The organism is Tardiphaga sp. 813_E8_N1_3 (assembly GCF_051811025.1).
Classification (GTDB): Bacteria; Pseudomonadota; Alphaproteobacteria; order Rhizobiales; family Xanthobacteraceae; genus Tardiphaga.
The window spans coordinates 2,360,679-2,379,111 of the sequence record NZ_JBPWQE010000001.1; the positions used below are offsets into that span (position 1 = coordinate 2,360,679).

Genomic DNA, 18,433 nt, shown 5'->3' on the forward strand with positions numbered 1-18,433 from the left:
GGGGGCCGCGCTATAGTAGGCGTATGGCAACCCATAGAGACAAGTTGCGGAGATGACCGAGGTGATACCCGTGCGGCGGGGGCGCCCTCGATCGGTCGAAACCGAGGATGCGATCCTGGACAGCGCCTATCGCATGATGGCAGCGCAGGGGCTCGCTGCGACGACCATCGATGCGATTGCGCGGGATTCCGGCGTCTCCAAGATGACGATCTATAAATGGTGGCCGTCGCGCGAAGCGGTACTGATCGACGCATTTCTGCGGCAGGCGTCCACCATGCTGCCGCTTTCCGAGAACGGCGATCCGTTCATGCGCATCACGAAACATGCCGCCGCCTATGCCGTGGCGCTGAACAGCGATTTCGGCAAGGTACAGCTCGCTGTCATCGCCGAATGCATCTCGCGGACCGGTTCAGCGAAGATCTTCTCAGAGCGCTACCTTGGTATCCGCCGGGACATATCGCTGGCGATTATCAAGGACGGTCAGAAGGACGGCAGCATCGTTGCTTCGGAGCCGGCCGGCGATCTCTATGACCGGATCTATGGCACGCTATTTTATGAGTATGTCTTTGGATTTCGGCCGCTGACAGCCGACTATGCGCGCAAACTCGTTAAATCCGTGTTGTCGGGGCAATAGTCAGATGCCGTCTTGCCGCGCGCGACGAAACCAGCGCCAGGTTTCGCGCGTGACGGCCCGATAACCCCGACCGCGATGCGTGATGCGTTCGTCGATGATGGCATTGAGCTTCGGCAATGCGTGGAAGGGCACCGACGGATAGGCGTGATGTTCGACATGGAATGGCATATTCCAGGTGAACCACTTCGTCAGCCTATCGGTATAGGTCGTGCGGGTGTTCTCATAGGCACTGCGGGTGCGCTCGCAGCCGGTGTGCTCCGCATAGAGATATGGCCGCAGGAATAGCTGGCCCACATAGAGCGGGACGAGCCAGCACCACAGCAGCATCGTGCTGGAGAACGCGATGGAAGCGATCAGCAGCGCGAGATAGACGAGGGCATAGATGCGTGCCTCGCGCACCACCATGCTCTGCTTGGATTCCGGGATCCACGGTGCCACGGCTTGTCCGGTCACGGCACGCCGGACCAGCAGGCGGATCCGGTTGGTCAATTGCACGATGCCGCTATAGGCGATCGCGAGTCTGGTGTCCGATGACGGGATGGTCGCTGTGACGAGCTCCGGGTCGCGGTCTGGATCCTGCGTGAAGCGGTGATGGTCCCAGTGAAACAGCGCATAGTGTTCATAGGGCAGAACGATCATCAGCGACGAAATATGGCCGAGGGCCTCGTTCAGCCGCCGGCTGGTGAACACAGTCTTGTGCGCGGCCTCGTGCACCGCCATGAACAGGAAGGCGATGAGATAGCCCTGGATGATTATCAGCGGAGTCGTCCACGCCACGCCGTAGCGGGTCGCAACCTGCCAGATCAGTGTTCCAACCAAAGCGATCAAGGCATAATGGATGATCGAGCGAATGAGCCCCGGAAGATTGGCGCGAACCGACAGGTCCTTCAGCTGTGCAGGTGTTAGAGCGCGGGTTTCGATCTTGCCATGGCCAACTGCATCCATCGTCATCGGTTCGTTCCGTTCTCGGTTCAGGCGTCGGCGGCAAGCAGCGCAGAGACCTTCGCGTTGATGAAGGCCGCATCGGCGGGAATCTTGACGGGATTGCCGGCGCGGTGTCCGTGCAGCGAGGGGATCGGACACGGTTCGGCTGCGCGTGCGTTGGTCAGAAGAGAGAGTTCGTCTTCGTTGTCGTCGACCTGAAAATAATTGTCGGTCTGCCCAGGCATCAGCAGAACGCGTGCCTTGATAGCAGCCATGGCTTTCCGGAAGTCGCCACCGAATGCATCGCAGCGGCTGATATCGCCGTTTTGCCAGGTCCAGAGTTGAGCGAGCAGATTGTTGGCGTCACGGTGCGCGAACGCGACATCCCACGATCGGGTCAGATAGTCTTCCAGTGAGGTGAAACCGGCCTCACGCCAGAGCTCATCGCGGTAGAAGCCATGCGACATCGCCCAGCCGGCATAGACGCGCCCCATGGCGCGAAGACCGGCAGACGGCTTCGAGACGAAACGGCCGCCGACAAAGGCCGGATCGGTCGTCAGAGCAGCCCGCACGCTTTCGAGAAATACGGTGTTGAACGGCGAACATCGGGCGCTGCCGCAGACCACTGCCGCGCGTGCCACCATGTCCGGATAGCGGGCGGCCCAGTGATAGGCCTGCATGCCACCCATCGACCAGCCATAGACGAGTGCCAGACGCGCGACGCCGAATTGCTCGGTCAGGAGGCGGTGCTGGATCGAGATCGCGTCGTGATAACTGATGTTCGGATAGGGGGCGCCACCGAGAGCTTCCAGCGAATTCGATGGCGATGACGACAGCCCGTTTCCGAACAGATTGGGGATGACGATAAAGTAGCGCTCGGGATCGAGGGCCGCTCCGGGCGCGATCAGCCACTCGGTGTCGTAATGCTGCGCGGCGAACGACGTTGGATAGAGGATGACATTGTCCCTGGCAGCATTGAGCGTGCCGTAGGTCTTGTAGGCAAGCTGCAGGCGCGGGTGACGCTGGCCGGATTGCAGCAGCACGTCACCCGCCTCGAAGATCTGGTAGTCGCTCGGCGTATTCATGCTGCAGCTCCGGAAGGTCCGTTGACGCCTGCCGAGGGTGCGACAAGCGATCCGCTCGACAAAATTTAATAACTGTACCATTGGTATATTAATTGACGAAGAGCGCAATGCCGAAACTTCGGCATTGCCGCCTGAATAGCATGCAGCTGGTCGCCGCGCGCTGGTGGCTCGGCGACATCTTGGTTTTGTATTCGAAACGTACAAGAGACTTGCGGCCCGTTAGTCTATTCACTGGCCTGTCATCGGCGCAGAGGCGGAAAGCGGCCAGGTTAAGCCGCTGTGAATTCGAAGTCGCGCTTGCCCGCAACCCACTCAAAGGAGTCTGGATCATGGGAACCATCACCACCAAAGACGGCACGGAAATTTTCTACAAGGATTGGGGCACCGGACAACCGATCGTGTTTCATCACGGCTGGCCGCTGAGTGCGGACGACTGGGATAACCAGATGATGTTCTTCCTCAATCATGGGTATCGCGTCATTGCGCACGACCGCCGTGGCCATGGACGCTCCAGCCAGACCGCGACAGGCAACGAGATGGACACCTATGCCGCCGACGTCGCCGAACTCACCGACAAACTTGATCTGAAGGATGCCGTCCATATCGGCCATTCCACCGGTGGCGGTGAAGTCGCGCGTTACGTCGCGCGGGCCAAGAAGGGGCGCGTCGCCAAGGCGGTGCTGGTCAGTGCCGTGCCGCCGATCATGCTCAAGACCGAGAACAACCCGGGCGGCCTGCCGCTCGAAGTGTTCGACGGTTTCCGTGCTGCTCTGGTGGCCAATCGCGCGCAGTTCTATGTCGATGTGCCGGCCGGTCCGTTTTACGGTTTCAACCGGCCGGGCGCGAAGGTCTATCAGGGCGTGATCGACAACTGGTGGCGGCAGGGCATGATCGGCGGCGCCAAGGCGCACTATGATTGCATCAAGGCGTTCTCGGAAACCGACTTCACCGAAGATCTGAAGGTGATCGACGTGCCGGTGCTGGTTTTGCACGGCGATGATGACCAGATCGTGCCTTACGCCGACTCTGCACCATTGACGGTGAAGCTGCTCAAGAACGGCACGCTGAAGACCTATCCGGGCTTCCCGCACGGCATGCTGACCACCCATGCCGACGTGCTCAATCCGGACCTGCTGGCGTTCATCAAGAGCTGATGCACGTACCAGAAGCCCGGCAAGGCAATGCCTTGCCGGGCTTCTTTATTTTGTGCGCCTCTGACCTATCCGGCACACACGCGCCTCGTGGCTCCCACGGATTTATGGCCTCATGTGCACACGCCGGAAGCCGCGGCAAAAAAGGCGGCGCGATCCGCTGCACAAGCGACTCTGCCTGCGGTCCGGCGGACCATACGTCGCATCATCAAACTGTTGCCCAGAAGCACTTCTTGCGCCAAACTGCAACCTCTGATTGATTTTCAGGTTTGGCCACAATGGCTTGGTGTCGGCGTGATGGCGCCTGATGCGCAGCCAGTCGTGGCGAAAGTCATTGGGAGGGGACGTTGGATCGCGACGATTTGGAATCTCGCAAAGATATCGTCTCGACGACCTCGCAGGCGCTGTCCACTCAGCTCGAGAAAATCATTACGCGTAAGGATTCGAGTTTCGTGCCGCCTGCCAGCCGTGCGCGTCGAAGTGCACGTGCGCGGTCGGACAAGCGGTTCGAGATGCGGAAGGAATTGTTGGAGGCGCCGCGCAGCGATCCCAATGCGTTCGAGCGCATGATTGGCGAGAGCGATCTGCTCTCCATCAACTTTCTGGATCGGGGCAGGCGGGCAGCCGACGCGGTGTGCCGCATCAAGGTCCCGAGCAATGGCGGCGCCTGGTATGGCACAGGTTTTCTGGTCGGCCCTCGATTGTTGCTCACCAATCATCACGTTCTAGGGGACGCCGACGAGGCCAGTCAGTGCGAAGCCGAGTTCGGCTACGAGCACGACCTCGATGGCGTCTTGCGCGAAGGCGTCAGTTTCAACCTGCGGCCTCACGAGATTTTCTACACCAACTCCGAACTGGACATCACCTTCATTGCCGTGACGCCACTCTCTGACAGTGGCGTACCGATCGAGCGTTATGGGCGGCTTCCTCTGCTTCCGCTATCGGGCAAAGTGGTGGATGGCGAGTGGGTTACCATCATCCAGCATCCCGGCAGCGAGCCGAAACAGATCGCGATCCGGTCGAGCCAGATCGTCAAGCTGGATGCGAAAACGTCGGCCGGGATCGACATAAACAAATTCATCCATTACTCGACCGATACCGAGCCAGGCTCATCTGGGGCGCCGGTCCTCAATGATCAGTGGCAGGTCCTCGCTTTGCATCACAAGGCGGTCCCCGCGCCGACGAAGCTGCGAAATCCGGCCAAAGAGCCGGTCTGGATTGCCAACGAAGGTATTCGGGTCAGCGCCATCTATGTACAGCTCGAGCGCGAACGTTTCGAGATTGCGCAGGCTGGACTGGTGCTCGATAGACTCGAGAAGGCATTGGGTCTACCACCTATGTCGCAGAGCATGGCGCCGGGCGAAACCATGCTGGAAGCCGACCGCAAGCCGTTGCCGGCAAAGCGGTGGACGAATGTCAAAGGCTACGACGAGGAATTCCTGACCGAGAAGATCGCGCTGTCGCGAATTTACGCTCCGCTTCTCGCCAAGAAGCTGGTTGCGCCGCTGCTCGGCAGGTCGGCGGGCCATGAACTCGACTACCATCATTTTTCCACGGTGATTCACGCCAAGCGAAAATTTCCGCTGATCACCGCCGTGAATATCGACGGCAATAAGCTCGTTCATCCGGGACCGCGCAAGGATACCTGGCGACGCGACGGGCGGATTGCTGACGAATATCAGCCTGCCGGCAATTTCTACGAGAAGGCCAAAGGCGACGACGCGGTCCAGTTCAGTCGCGGCCATCAGGTTCGTTTGCTGGACCCTTGCTGGAGCGCGGCGCCCAAGGCGGCTGCAGCCTTGGCCGAGTCGAAACTCGCATCCGAAGACACGTTCCACTACACCAATGCGGCGCCGCAGGTGCAGAAGTACAACGACATCGACTGGGGCAATCTGGAGGACTATCTCCTCAACAAGGCGCAGACTTCCGAGAAGAAGCTGACGATCTTCACCGGCCCGATCTATCGGCCCGACGATCCTGTTTACGGCAAGAGCCGCGAGAGCGGGCCCTGGCAAATTCCGCTGTCGTTCTGGAAGGTAGCGGTTTTGCAGAAAACCGACAGCAGGATCGCGGCGGCCGCCTTTGTGGTAGGGCAGACGGAATACGTGCAAGCCCTGTACGAAGCCAAGGTGTTCTCGGGATTGAAGCCGTACACTCTTGATGAGATGCGGAAACGGCGGATCCAGACCACCATCACGGCGATCGAAAACGAAACCGGTCTGGATTTTTCGGCGGTGAAGGATTTCGACGCACACGGGTCGCTCGAGGCGACCCGCCAGACACGCTGGATCAATGATCTCGGCGATATCATTATCTGACGGAGCACGATGCAAGGTCGCGGCAAGGTCTTTGGCGACCAATGAGATCGCTGCGGCGATGCGATTGCAGCGCCGCGCTCGCTCTTAAAAGCGCGTCAGATCACGGTCGGCGAGATCAGCGTGTCATCGAGGCTGGCGCTGGCGCCGGTACTGGTGGTGCAGGTGTCGCCGGTGATGCAGACGCTGTTGGTGGCCAACAGTCGTAACGCCTGCGGATAGATCTTGTGCTCGATGTCGAGCACGCGCGCGGCGAGGGTGTCGGGGGTGTCGTCATCGGCCACGGCCACGGCTCCCTGCATCACGATCGGACCGGCATCGGTCTCCGGAATGACGAAATGCACCGTGGCGCCGGAAATCTTGACGCCGGCGTGCAGCGCCTGGCCGTGCGGATCGAGGCCGGGGAAGGACGGCAGCAGCGACGGGTGGATGTTCAGCATCCGACCGTACCAGTGTCGCACGAATTCCGCTGTGAACAGGCGCATGAAGCCGCCGAGGCAGATCAGCTCGATCTTGTGCTCGTCGAGGGCCGCCTGCAGCAGCTTCTCGAAGCCGGCGCGATCCTTGCCAAACGGCTTGCTCTCGATCACCAGCGTCTTGACGCCATTGGCCTGCGCAGTGGCAAGGCCGGGAGCATCGCCCCTGTTGGAAATCACCAGCGCAATCTCGGCCGGGAAACCATCTGCTGCGGCGGCCTCGATCAGCGCGGTCATGTTCGACCCGCGGCCGGAAATCAGGATGGCGACGCGGCGCATCACGGCCTCACAGTTTGAGTTCGAGATGCCCGTCATAGACGACGCGCTCGTCGCCCTTAGCTTCGATGACGTCGCCGAGCAGCGACACGGTCTCGCCGCTCTCGCGCAGGATGTCCATCACCTGCTGCACGGCTTCGCGCTTGACGATGGCGATCATGCCGACGCCGCAGTTGAAGGTGCGCAGCAGTTCGAGTTCGGCGATATCGCCTTCCTTTGCCAGCCACTTGAACACCGGCAGGACGGTGAGGGCGGGCAGGTCGATGCGAACGCCGAGGTTCTTTGGCAGTACACGCGGGATGTTGTCGGTGAAGCCGCCGCCAGTGATATGGGCGAGGCCCTTCACAGCGCCGGTTTCGCGGATCGCGCGCAAGCAGGATTTCACATAGAGCCGGGTTGGGGTCAGCAGCGCACCGCCAAGCGTCATCACCGGCGAGAACGGTGCCTTGTCGGCGTAAGAGAGGCCCGTGCGCTCGACAATCTTGCGGACCAGCGAGAAGCCGTTGGAGTGGACACCGGACGATGCCATGCCGATGACGGCATCGCCCACATCGATGTCCTTGGTCGGCAGCAGCATGCCGCGCTCGGCAGCGCCGACCGAGAAGCCTGCGAGGTCATAGTCGCCATCTTTATACAGGCCGGGCATCTCGGCGGTCTCCCCGCCGATCAGCGCGCAGCCCGATTCACGGCAGCCCTCTGCGATGCCAGCGACGATCGAAGCGGTGGCTTCTGGGTCGAGCTTGCCGCAGGCGAAGTAATCGAGAAAGAACAGCGGCTCGGCGCCCTGGACCACAAGGTCGTTGACCGACATGGCGACGAGATCGATGCCGATGCCGTTATGGATGCCGGCTTCGATAGCGATCTTGACCTTGGTGCCAACGCCGTCGGTGGCGGCGACGAGAACCGGATCCTTGAAGCCGGCGGCCTTGAGGTCGAACAGCCCGCCGAAGCCGCCGATCTCGGCGTCAGCGCCGGCGCGGGCGGTTGCGCGAACCATCGGCTTGATGAGGTCCACCAAACGGTTGCCGGCATCGATATCGACGCCCGCATCCGCGTAAGTGAGGCCTTTTTTCTTGTCGGTCATGCCGGGTATCCTGGCGAAGCTGCTAAACTGTGTATTTTCGGCTGGTTACGTCGGAATCCCCGCCTGCGCAATGGCTCGTAAACGCTATCCCGATTACTATGTAGGCGGTAAGCCGGTCGGAGCCCCCGAGCTCGGATTGCGAAACAGGCCGGAGCCGGGAAGCGCCGCGTGAGTATCCCCAATTTCATCACCCTCGGGCGCATCCTGCTGGTGCCCGTGATCGTCTGGGCGATTGCGTCGAGCCAGATGGAGATCGCCTTTGCAATCTTCGTGATCGCCGGGGTCAGCGATGCAATCGACGGTTTCCTGGCCAAGCGCTTCAACATGGCCAGTGAACTCGGTGCGCTGCTCGATCCCCTGGCCGACAAGGCGCTGCTGGTCTCGATCTATGTATCCCTGGGGATATGGGGGGCAGTGCCGCGTTGGATCGTGATTCTGGTGGTGTCGCGGGATATCATGATCGTGAGCGCCGTCATTGTGTCGTGGTTGTTCGGCAAACCGATCCCGATGAAGCCGCTGATGGTGTCGAAGCTGAATACGGTGGCTCAGGTGGCGTTCGCGGCCTTGGTTCTCGCCTCCCTCGGATTTGGTTTCAAATCCTCGCCTTATGATTTGATTTTAATGGGTTTTGTGACCGTTCTGACGTTGCTCTCCGTGTCCTTCTATCTTGTCGAGTGGATGCGACACATGAGCACCATCGAGTCCGGCCAAGACCCCAGGTAGCGCGTATTCGTAACGTTCACCGGCGCAGCCGGTATGGAGTATTTGCGTGGTCGCCCGCGTCCAACCCCGTCAATTGGCGTTCGCGCTGCCTCATGCGGAGAGCCTGTCCCGCGACAACTTCCTTGAGGGCCCGGCCAATGCCGAGGCGCTGGGGCTGATCGATCGCTGGCCGGACTGGCCCAACCGGGTCATGCTGCTTGTCGGCCCGGAGGGGGCCGGCAAGAGCCATCTGGCGGCGATCTGGGCCGAGGAGGCCGGGGCGCGCTCCACCATGGCACACAGCCTGATGGCCGCGACGGTTCCGGCTGAGCTGGTGACCAACGCACTAGTGGTGGAGGATCTCAATGCCGGTGCCTTCGATGAGCGGGCGCTGTTCCACCTTCTGAATCTGGCGCGTCAGGAGAACGCCTATGTGCTGATCACGGCACGGGTCGCCCCCGCCGCGATGGAGGTCGAGTTGCGCGATTTGCGGTCGCGGCTCCGTGCGATTCCAGTGGTCAATCTGCTGCCCCCGGATGACGGGTTGTTTCGGGCGCTGATCGTGAAGTTTTGCGCCGATCGCCAGCTCAGCATCGACGAGAGCGTGGTCAGCTATGTGGCCAGCCGCATCGAGCGGTCATTCGCCGCCGCCCGCCATACGGTGGAATTGCTGGATAGCGAGGCGCTCCGGCTTGGGCGCCCGGTGACCCGCGCATTGGCCGCGGAACTGCTGCGCGACGCCTGACTTAGCCTTGGACGTCAAACGCGGCGCGCAAACCGTGCCTTGACGACGCAGCAGGCAGGTTCCTCAATGTCATCGAAACGTCACGCAACTGACGCAATGTCCGCTGTGATTTGCCGGCACTATAGCGCTGCTTGAACTGGATGGATTGCTGTCTCATGGATTCCGCGGAAGAGATTGTTATTGAAGAGAAAAAGGGCGAAGCGAAACCTGCAGAGGTGGTCGCATCAGGCCCCGAGCGCTTCATCAATCGCGAACTGTCCTGGCTGCACTTCAATCGCCGTGTTCTCGAGGAGTCGGTCAATCCGGGCCATCCGGCGCTGGAGCGCGTCCGCTTCCTGTCGATTTCCGCAAACAACCTTGATGAATTCTTCATGGTCCGCGTCGCCGGTATCAAGGCGCAGGTCCGTGAGGGAATCACCGAGCGCAGCCCGGACGGCCTGACCCCCGCCGAGCAACTGGTGCTGATCAACAGCGCGGTCTCCAAGCTCGGCAGCGACCAGCAGGCGATCTGGCGCGACCAGCGCGGCATGCTGGCCGATGTCGGAATCGTGCTGCTCGACGGCAAGGAGGTCAGCAAGGCCGACCGGACCTGGATCGAGGATCATTTCCTCCACAACATTTTCCCGCTGCTGACGCCGCTGGCGATCGATCCGGCGCATCCGTTCCCGTTCATCCCGAGCCTCGGTTTCACCATCGCGCTGCATCTGTCGCGGGTGTCCGATGGCAAGACGATGAACGCACTCATCCGTATGCCCGGCAAGATCGATCGCTTCATCCGCCTGCCGACCCCCGGTAAGGACGGCGCGGTCCGTCTGATCACGCTGGAACAGGCCACGGGCCTGTTCATCGCGCGTCTGTTCCCGGGTTACACCGTGCAGGGGCAGGGTGCCTTCCGCATCATCCGCGACAGTGAACTCGAAGTCGAAGAAGAGGCCGAGGATCTGGTCCGGCTGTTCGAGACTGCGCTGAAGCGTCGCCGCAGAGGGTCGGTGATCCGCCTCGAAATCGAAGCTAGCATGCCGGCAGAACTCCGCGCCTTCGTGCAGCGCGCGTTGGCAACCTCGGATGACGAAATCCTGCTGGTCGACGGCATTCTCGCCATGAACGAGGTCTCGCAGCTCACGCGACTCGATCGGCCCGATCTCGAATTCGTGCCTTATGTGCCGCGTCATCCGGAACGTGTCCGCGATCATGGCGGCGATATCTTTGCCGCGATCCGTCAGAAGGACCTGATTGTCCATCATCCCTATGAATCATTCGACGTTGTCGTGCAGTTCCTGCAGCAGGCCGCGCGCGATCCGGATGTGGTGGCGATCAAGCAGACTCTGTATCGCACCTCCAACAACTCGCCGATCGTCCGCACGCTCGTCGAGGCCGCCGAAGCCGGCAAGTCGGTGACGGCGCTCGTCGAGCTGCGTGCGCGGTTCGACGAAGAGGCCAATATCCGCTGGGCGCGCGATCTCGAACGCGCCGGTGTCCAGGTGGTCTATGGCTTCCTGGAATTGAAGACCCACGCCAAGCTGTCGCTGGTGGTGCGCCGCGAGGGCGGCTCGCTCACGACCTATGTGCACACCGGCACCGGCAACTATCATCCGGTCACAGCGCGCATCTACACCGATCTGTCATATTTCACATCCGACCCGATCATCGGTCGCGATGCTGCACGCGTCTTCAACTACATCACCGGCTATGCCGAGCCGAGCGACATCGAGAAGATGGCCGTATCGCCGCTGACCTTGCGCGGACGCATGCTCGAACACATCCGCGGCGAAGCGGCATTCGCCCGCAGCGGCAAGCCGGGGGCGATCTGGCTCAAGATGAATTCGCTGGTCGATCCGGAAATCATCGACGCGCTCTATGAAGCGTCGAATGCCGGCGTGTCGGTCGAACTGGTCGTGCGTGGCATCTGCTGCCTGCGGCCGGGCGTGCCCGGCCTGTCCGAGAACATTCGCGTGAAGTCGATCATCGGCCGCTTCCTCGAACATGGTCGAATCTACTGCTTCGGTATGGGCAATGGCCTCCCGAGCCCGAAGGCGGCGGTATATATCTCGTCGGCTGACATGATGCCGCGCAATCTGGATCGCCGCGTCGAGGTTCTGTGTCCGCTGCAGAACCCCACCGTGCACACTCAGGTGCTTGAGCAGATTATGGTGGCCAATCTCAAGGATACGGAACAGAGCTGGCAATTGTTGCCGGACGGGTCGTCAACGCGTATGAAGGCAGCGAAGGGCGAGGAACCCTTCAACGTGCACAATTACTTCATGACGAATCCGAGTCTGTCTGGCCGTGGAAAGTCGCTTGAGAAATCATCCCCGCGCCGGCTCACCCGCCGTTCGGAGCGTCACCAATCCTCGTAAGGAACCAGCAGCGTGGTAGCGCGTGCCAATCAACGCGCGACCAGCGTCGCCGTCATCGATATTGGTTCCAACTCGGTGCGTCTCGTTGTCTACGAGTCGCTGACGCGAAGCCTTGTCACGCTCTTCAATGAAAAGGCGCTGTGCGGTCTCGGCCGCGAAGTGCAGAGCACTGGACTGCTGGCCAAGGATGCCGTCGACAAGGCGCTGACGGCGCTTCGGCGCTTCCGTGCATTGTGCAGGGTCATGAAGGTCGGTCGCGTCTACGCGATCGCGACCGCTGCGGCGCGCGATGCGAGCAATGGACCTGCCTTCATCGCAGCAGCCGAGAAAATCTGCGGCTGCGAGATCCAGATCATATCGGGGCCGCGCGAGGCGAAGCTCTCTGCGCTGGGCGTGATTTCAGGCGTGCACAAGCCGGATGGCCTGGTTGGCGATCTCGGGGGCGGTTCGCTCGAATTGATCGATGTTAAAGGCAATGCGGTCCGCCAGGGCGTAACGCTGCCGCTCGGTAGTCTCGCACTGCAGGACGCCTCACAGAAATCACCGAAGAAGGCAGAGCGCATCGTCAAGCTGGCGCTGGCTGACGTAGCGCAGCTCAGGACGGGAGTGGGTCGCAATTTCTATGCAGTCGGCGGCACTTGGCGTGCATTGGCGCGGCTGCACATCATCCAGAGCGGCTACCCGCTACGCGTGATGCATGGCTATTCGATCCCGGCGAACGAGGCGCTGGACTTCGTGCGCCGCTTGCGCCGGCTGGCAACAGCCAACATTCTCGCCAACATCGAAGCCATCGCCGAACAGCGCCAGCCGCTGCTGGTCTACGCGGCGCTCGTGCTTGAATATGTCATTCGCACCGCCAAGCCGAAGACTATCGTATTCTCGACCTATGGCGTCCGCGAAGGCTTGCTGTACGAAATGCTGCCGCAAGCGCAGCGCATGCAAGATGGTCTGGTCGGTGCCGCGCAGACCATGAACCAGTTGTTGTCGCGTTCGGCCCGCCACGCGCAGGAGCTGAGCGACTGGAGTGATCGGTTCGCCCGTGTCGCCAAGCTCAAAGAGACCGACGAGGATCGTCGGCTACGCCGGGTGGCGTGTCTGTTGTCCGATATCGGCTGGCGCGTCCACCCGGATCATCGCGGCGAGCAGACGCTCAGTCTGATCACGAACGGCAATTTCGGCTCGGTCGATCATCACGGTCGCGCATTCCTCGCGCTCTGCGTGTACTACCGCTACGCAGGATTCGGCGCCGAGAACGAGCCCCCGGAGCTGGTTCGTGCGCTTGTCTCGCCGGCACAGGTCGAACGCGCTCGTTTGCTCGGCGCGCTGTTCAGGGTCGCGCATCTCATTTCTGCGGCGCGCCCGGGCGTACTGCCCGCCACGCATTTCGCCACCAAGGATCGTAAGATGATGCTCGTCTTCGAGCATCGCATGGTCGATCTCGTCGCCGACCGCGTCGGCAGTCGCTTCAAGCAGCTGGCGCGACTGGTCGGGAAGTCCGGTTCGATCGTCAGGCGATAGCCACCGCCGCTCATTCCGAATGATACTACTGATTGCAGCGCGGCGTGACTCTCGGTTGCCGTGCGTATACTATTTTCCGGTGCGGCCGTTTTGGTCCACGCGGCAAGTACATACGATTTCCGGACCGGGAGAGTCGAAATGTCAGCCCTTCTGATCAACCTTATCGTTCAACTGATTGGCGGCGCGATTGGCGGAAATGTTGCCGGCGGTGCATCGAAGTCTGTCGATCTTGGTACAATCGGCAACACGATCGCAGGTGCAATAGGTGGCGGCGTTGGCGGTCAAATTCTCGGAATGCTGATTCCTATGCTGTCAAACGCATCGGCGACCACCGATATCGGTTCGCTGATCGGTCAGGTGGCCGGAGGCGGTGTCGCAGGTGCGGTGCTGACGGCAATCGTGGGAGCCATCAAGAACAGATCGGCGGCGTAAAGCGATCGTCATTGCGTCTCGCAGGGCGAGGCACGTTATGTCTCGCCCGCTGTGTTCGCGGTAGGCAACTAGCGCGGTACCTTGGATGACACAGCCTACGCGCGGTCGACCCGGATCACCCGGCCTTTTTCCATCGCCAATGCAAGGCGGCCATGCTTGAGCGCCAGGGCGGCCTCGCCGAACAGCTCACGCCGCCAGCCGTGCAGGGCGCCGACGTCGGCATTATCGTCGGTGGCGATCTGCTCGAGATCGTCGACGGTGGCGATGACCTTGCTGGCGACGGCGTGACGTTCCGACGTCATGCGTAGCAGCACCTTCAGCAGCTCGACGGTGGCCGCGCCGTTGGAATTGCCGCGCGGCTTCTCGATCTTCGGCAATGTGTTGGGATCGCGGGCGACACCACGCTGGACGGCGGCGACAATGTCGCTGCCCCACTTGGAGCGATCAAAGCCCTTCGGCAGCGAACGCAGATTGGCAAGCTTCTCCAGTGAGGTCGGTGCGTGGGTCGCGATATCGCCGACGGCATCGTCCTTCAGCACGCGCGAGCGCGGCACATCGCGGCTCTGCGCTTCCTGTTCGCGCCAGGCAGCGACTTCCATCAGCACCGCGAGCTCTTTCGGCTTGCGGACGCGGGTTTTCAGCCGCTCCCAGGCGCGCTCGGGATGGAAATCATAGGTCTTCGGCGAGGTGAGAATTTCCATTTCCTCGCTGACCCAGTCGCTGCGGTCGCGCTTCTTCAGATCGGCATCGAGCTTGGCGAAGACGTCGCGCAGATGGGTAACGTCGGAGACGGCGTAGTGCAGCTGTTCTTCGGTCAGCGGGCGACGCGACCAGTCGGTAAAACGGTGGGTCTTGTCAGGCCGGTGGCCGGTGACGCGTTCGACGAGCTGGTCATAGGCGATGCTGTCGCCATAGCCGAGCACCATGGCCGCGACCTGGGTGTCGAAGATCGGATGCGGCACTACGCCAGCGCGGTGCACGATGATTTCGATATCCTGCCGGGCAGCGTGGAAGACCTTCAGCACGGCCTCGTTGTTCATCAGGGCGAAGAACGGTGCGAGGTCGATGCCATCGGCCAGTGTGTCCACGACCACGGCATCCTCCGCGCTGGCCATCTGGACCACGCAGAGCAGCGGGTAATAGGTGGTCTCGCGGAGGAATTCCGTATCGACCGTAATGACGGGGTGCTTGGCAAGTCGCTCGCAGGCGGCGGTCAGCTGGGCAGTGGTCGTGATCAGTTCCATGGACGGTCCATAACGCTTTGGCCAAGGCGTTCGGCCGAAAAACCTGTTGAGTCAAGGTGTTTTGGCCAGATTGGAGGTTTGCCCATGTAGAATGGGGGTGATCACGTACCGCAAAAGGTGCGCAACACGCGCTGATCCGGCTCCGGCGGCTCAGCATAATCCGCCATCTCCGGTTGATCTTCATAGGGTTTCGCCAGCACGGCCATCAATTCCTCGAACGGGGCGTAGTCGTCGGCCATGGCCGCTTGGATCACCGCTTCGACGCGATGATTGCGGGGGATGAAGGCCGGATTGACCGCCTGCATGGCCAGATAGCGGGTATTTGCGTCCTGCGTCTCCTGGCCGAGTCGCTGCCGCCACTTCACCGCCCAGGCGTCGAACGCTGTCGGATCGATAAATAGGCCGCGCACTGCTTCATCGTTGTCGGCGTCAAGCGCGGCGGCGCCTAGGCGGCGGAAGGTCAGGGTGAAATCGGCCTGATTGGCGGTCATGGCGGTCAACAGATCCTGCGCCAATGCAGCATCGTCCGGCTGACTGGTGAACAGGCCGAGCTTCCGGCGCAGACCGGCTTGATAAGCCGTGTCGAAAATATCCGAGAATTCGCCAAGCGCTGCCTGTGCGATCTCGATGGCGGTCTTCTCGTCGCTGTCGATAAGCGGCAGCAGTGTCTCGGCGAAGCGCGTGAGATTCCATAGCGCGATGCGCGGCTGGTTCGCATAGGCGTAGCGCCCCATCTCGTCGATCGAGCTGTACACCGTCGCGGGATCGTAGGCGTCCATGAAGGCGCAGGGGCCGTAATCGATGGTCTCACCGGATACCGAGCAGTTATCGGTGTTCATCACGCCGTGGATGAAGCCGACATGCAGCCAGCGTGCGACGAGTTCGGCCTGACGCCGGATCACCGCATCGAGCAAGGCGCGAATGGGATGTTCGGCTTTCGCTGCGTCGGGATAGTGCCGGACGATCACATGATCGGCGAGTTGCTTCACCCCGGCGATATCCTCGCGCGCGGCGAAAAACTGAAACGTGCCGACCCGAATATGGCTCGAAGCGACGCGCGTCAGCACGGCGCCCGGCAGCATCGTCTCACGCTGAACCCGTTCGCCTGTGAGGACGGCGGCGAGGGAGCGTGTTGTGGGAACGCCCAAGGCCGCCATGGCTTCGCTGACGATATATTCCCGGATCACCGGACCCAATGCAGCACGGCCATCGCCGCGGCGCGAGAAAGGCGTCGGACCGGAGCCCTTGAGCTGGATGTCGCGGCGCACACCGTCGCGGTCAATGACCTCGCCGAGCAGGATTGCGCGACCATCGCCGAGCTGCGCCACGAAATGTCCGAACTGATGTCCCGCATAGGCCATCGCGAGGGGATCGGCGCCATCCGGCACACGCTTGCCGGCAAGGACTTCGACGCCCTCCGGACTGGCCAGCCAGTCCGGATCAATGCCGAGTTGTTCGGCGAGTGCGTGGTTCAGCTTGATCAGCCGCGGCGCTGCCACTGGCGTCGGCGTGACGCGGGCAAAGAAATTCGCGGGCAGGGCGGCATAGCTGTTGTCGAACGGGAAGTGGACTGTCATGGCCCCAAGATGGGGGGCCATGACGTGTTAGGCAACCGCTGAAAGCGATCTCAGGCAGCGCGAACCGTGTCGAGGAACCGGTCGACTTCGCCCTTCAGGCGATTGCTTTCGAGCGACAGCGACTGCGCTGCGGCCAGCACCTGGGTCGATGCGGAGCCAGTCTCGCTGGCGCCGCGATTGACCTCGGTGACCTCGCTGGCGACCTGGGTCGAGAGCTGCGCCGACTGCTGGACATTGCGCGCGATTTCCTGCGTCGCTGCGCCCTGTTCCTCGACCGCCGCTGCGATAGCCGAGGAGACTTCGGAGATCAGCGTGATGGTCGAGCCGATTTCCTTGATGGTCTCGACGGTTTCCGCACTGGCCGCCTGCATGCCGGCGATCTGCATGCTGATTTCGTCAGTGGCCTTGGCGGTCTGCGACGCCAGCGCCTTCACCTCGGCGGCGACAACTGCGAAGCCGCGGCCGGCTTCACCGGCACGCGCGGCCTCGATGGTGGCATTGAGCGCCAGCAGGTTGGTCTGTTCCGCAACGGCGGTGATGAGCTTCACGACGTCGTCGATGCGTGCCGTGGCCTGCGTGAGTTTGGTAATGCTTTCATTGGTCTTCTCGGCCTGCAGTACGGCGGTCGAAGCGATGCGGTTCGATTCATGAACCTGGCGGCCGATTTCGTTCACCGACGAGGTGATCTCTTCTGTTGCCGCGGCCACCGACTGAACGTTGCTCGACACCGTATGCGACGCAGACGCTGCCGAGCCCGACAGGGTCATGGTGATATCCGACGTGCGGGTCAGCGTGGTGGCGGAGGCTTCGAGCTCGGTCGAGGCCGATGACAAGGAGTTCACCAGTTCGCTGATCATTGACTCGAAGTTGCTGGTTGCCTTCGTGATGGTTTCCGCACGCGCAGCCTTGACGGCGGCTTCGGCGCCGGCCGCCTGATCAGCAGCGCGCTTGGCGATGAGGGCGTCCTTGAAGATCTGCAACGCAGTGGCGATGCGTCCGATCTCGGTGCTCTCGCCCTGATGCGGGATAACGGCCTCCAGCTGGCCATCGGTCAGTTCGCCCATAGGCTTCAGGATCGAGGCGATGCCGCCGGAGATGTCGCGCACCAGATACATGGCAGCGCCGAGGCCGAGGACGACGGATGCGCCAAGGATAGCGATCATCATCCAGATAGCGCCGGAATAGGTGGCGTTGGCGTTGTGGCCGGCGGCTTCGGCGCCCTTGTCGTTCAACTCGACGAGCTTCGCCAGCGTGCCATCCATGGCGCGGCCGGTCGGGACGACCTTCTTGGCATTGATCTCTTTGGCTGCCGTTACGTCGCCCTTGTTGGCGAGGGCCTGGACGTCGTTGCCCGCGGCGATGAAGGCCTTCCATTCCGCGTCGAGCTTGTCGGCCAGTTCGCGTTCGGCCGGCGACGACACCAGCGGGGCGTAGGCCTTCGCGGCCTTGTCGAAGTCCGACTTGCGGGCGGCGAGATTCTTGTCGACGTCCGGACGGTCGGCGTCGGCCACGATCAGGTGGTCGCGCAGCACTGCGCGGTAACGCGCCGACTGAACGCGCATCTCACCGATCCAGCGGACGCTGGGGAGCCACTGGGTCTGGATGTCCTGGGTTGCCGCGTTGATGGCTCGCATCTGTATGAATGCGAGGGTGCCGATGCCTGCAATCACGACGAAGAGAAAGGCGACAATGACAAAGAGCTTGGTACTGATCGAATATCTGGCGAGCACGAACGTATTCCTCGGCGGTTCTAAGGCTGCGACGCCGGTCAGCCGAAATGGCGGCTGCCTTGGGTTGCGGCTGGGCTGTAAGCAGCAATTTCCAGTTGAAGAGCCTGCCTTCAAAACGAGCAGGGTTCACGACACGACAGTGAAGGGCGGCCGTCAATGTTTCGTAAACTTTGAAACAAATAC

Annotated in this window: 15 protein-coding genes; 8 read left to right on the forward strand and 7 right to left on the reverse strand. The window is 61.7% G+C overall.

Going from position 1 to position 18,433, the window contains the following annotated elements:
- The first annotated feature begins 52 nt into the window (after positions 1 to 52).
- Positions 53 to 634: a TetR/AcrR family transcriptional regulator gene (locus AB8A33_RS11265; RefSeq protein WP_439092802.1), complete on the forward strand. Its 582-nt coding sequence runs from the start codon at positions 53 to 55 to the stop codon at positions 632 to 634.
- Here AB8A33_RS11265 and AB8A33_RS11270 read toward each other — a convergent pair whose 3' ends face one another.
- Positions 635 to 1,585: a fatty acid desaturase gene (locus AB8A33_RS11270; RefSeq protein WP_439092804.1), complete on the reverse strand. Its 951-nt coding sequence runs from the start codon at positions 1,583 to 1,585 to the stop codon at positions 635 to 637.
- Between the two features lie 20 nt (positions 1,586 to 1,605).
- Positions 1,606 to 2,643 carry an alpha/beta fold hydrolase gene (locus tag AB8A33_RS11275; protein WP_439092805.1) on the reverse strand — a complete coding sequence of 346 codons (1,038 nt, stop codon included), beginning with the start codon at positions 2,641 to 2,643 and terminating at the stop codon, positions 1,606 to 1,608.
- A gap of 329 nt (positions 2,644 to 2,972) precedes the next feature.
- Between AB8A33_RS11275 and AB8A33_RS11280 the strand changes: the two genes are divergently transcribed.
- Positions 2,973 to 3,797, forward strand: coding sequence for an alpha/beta fold hydrolase (locus AB8A33_RS11280; RefSeq protein ID WP_439092806.1), 825 nt, complete (start codon positions 2,973 to 2,975; stop codon positions 3,795 to 3,797).
- A 359-nt stretch (positions 3,798 to 4,156) separates the two neighbouring features.
- Positions 4,157 to 6,112 (forward strand): DNA/RNA non-specific endonuclease, encoded by a 1,956-nt coding sequence (locus AB8A33_RS11285; protein WP_439092808.1) that lies wholly within the window; start codon positions 4,157 to 4,159, stop codon positions 6,110 to 6,112.
- Between the two features lie 95 nt (positions 6,113 to 6,207).
- On the opposite strand, the gene purN is transcribed toward AB8A33_RS11285, so the two are convergent.
- Together purN and purM are read right to left on the reverse strand one after the other, a co-directional pair.
- Complete coding sequence (gene purN, locus AB8A33_RS11290) at positions 6,208 to 6,864, reverse strand: phosphoribosylglycinamide formyltransferase (RefSeq protein WP_439092809.1); 657 nt, start codon at positions 6,862 to 6,864, stop codon at positions 6,208 to 6,210.
- Positions 6,865 to 6,871: 7 nt separating this feature from the next.
- Entirely contained in the window at positions 6,872 to 7,945 is a 1,074-nt protein-coding gene (purM, locus tag AB8A33_RS11295) for a phosphoribosylformylglycinamidine cyclo-ligase (protein WP_439092810.1), read from the reverse strand.
- A 168-nt stretch (positions 7,946 to 8,113) separates the two neighbouring features.
- Here purM and AB8A33_RS11300 point away from each other — a divergent pair, with 168 nt between their 5' ends.
- The 5 genes from AB8A33_RS11300 (at position 8,114) to AB8A33_RS11320 (ending at position 13,699) form a co-directional block, all read left to right on the forward strand.
- A complete protein-coding gene (locus tag AB8A33_RS11300) occupies positions 8,114 to 8,668 on the forward strand; it encodes a CDP-alcohol phosphatidyltransferase family protein (RefSeq protein WP_439092811.1) in 555 nt (184 codons plus the stop codon).
- A 46-nt stretch (positions 8,669 to 8,714) separates the two neighbouring features.
- Entirely contained in the window at positions 8,715 to 9,392 is a 678-nt protein-coding gene (locus tag AB8A33_RS11305) for a chromosomal replication initiator DnaA (RefSeq protein ID WP_439092812.1), read from the forward strand.
- A gap of 155 nt (positions 9,393 to 9,547) precedes the next feature.
- A complete protein-coding gene (locus tag AB8A33_RS11310; protein ID WP_439092813.1) occupies positions 9,548 to 11,749 on the forward strand; it encodes an RNA degradosome polyphosphate kinase in 2,202 nt (733 codons plus the stop codon).
- Positions 11,750 to 11,761: 12 nt separating this feature from the next.
- Positions 11,762 to 13,267: an exopolyphosphatase gene (gene ppx / locus AB8A33_RS11315; RefSeq protein WP_439092814.1), complete on the forward strand. Its 1,506-nt coding sequence runs from the start codon at positions 11,762 to 11,764 to the stop codon at positions 13,265 to 13,267.
- A gap of 138 nt (positions 13,268 to 13,405) precedes the next feature.
- Positions 13,406 to 13,699: a hypothetical protein gene (locus AB8A33_RS11320; RefSeq protein ID WP_089263970.1), complete on the forward strand. Its 294-nt coding sequence runs from the start codon at positions 13,406 to 13,408 to the stop codon at positions 13,697 to 13,699.
- A gap of 95 nt (positions 13,700 to 13,794) precedes the next feature.
- Here the strand turns inward: AB8A33_RS11320 and rnd are convergent, their stop codons facing one another.
- From rnd to AB8A33_RS11335, 3 genes are all read right to left on the reverse strand, one after another.
- Positions 13,795 to 14,943, reverse strand: coding sequence for a ribonuclease D (rnd, locus tag AB8A33_RS11325; RefSeq protein ID WP_439092816.1), 1,149 nt, complete (start codon positions 14,941 to 14,943; stop codon positions 13,795 to 13,797).
- Positions 14,944 to 15,044: 101 nt separating this feature from the next.
- Positions 15,045 to 16,520 carry a protein adenylyltransferase SelO gene (locus AB8A33_RS11330; RefSeq protein ID WP_439092817.1) on the reverse strand — a complete coding sequence of 492 codons (1,476 nt, stop codon included), beginning with the start codon at positions 16,518 to 16,520 and terminating at the stop codon, positions 15,045 to 15,047.
- Between the two features lie 50 nt (positions 16,521 to 16,570).
- Positions 16,571 to 18,250 carry a methyl-accepting chemotaxis protein gene (locus tag AB8A33_RS11335; RefSeq protein WP_439092818.1) on the reverse strand — a complete coding sequence of 560 codons (1,680 nt, stop codon included), beginning with the start codon at positions 18,248 to 18,250 and terminating at the stop codon, positions 16,571 to 16,573.
- Between the last annotated feature and the right edge of the window lie 183 nt (positions 18,251 to 18,433).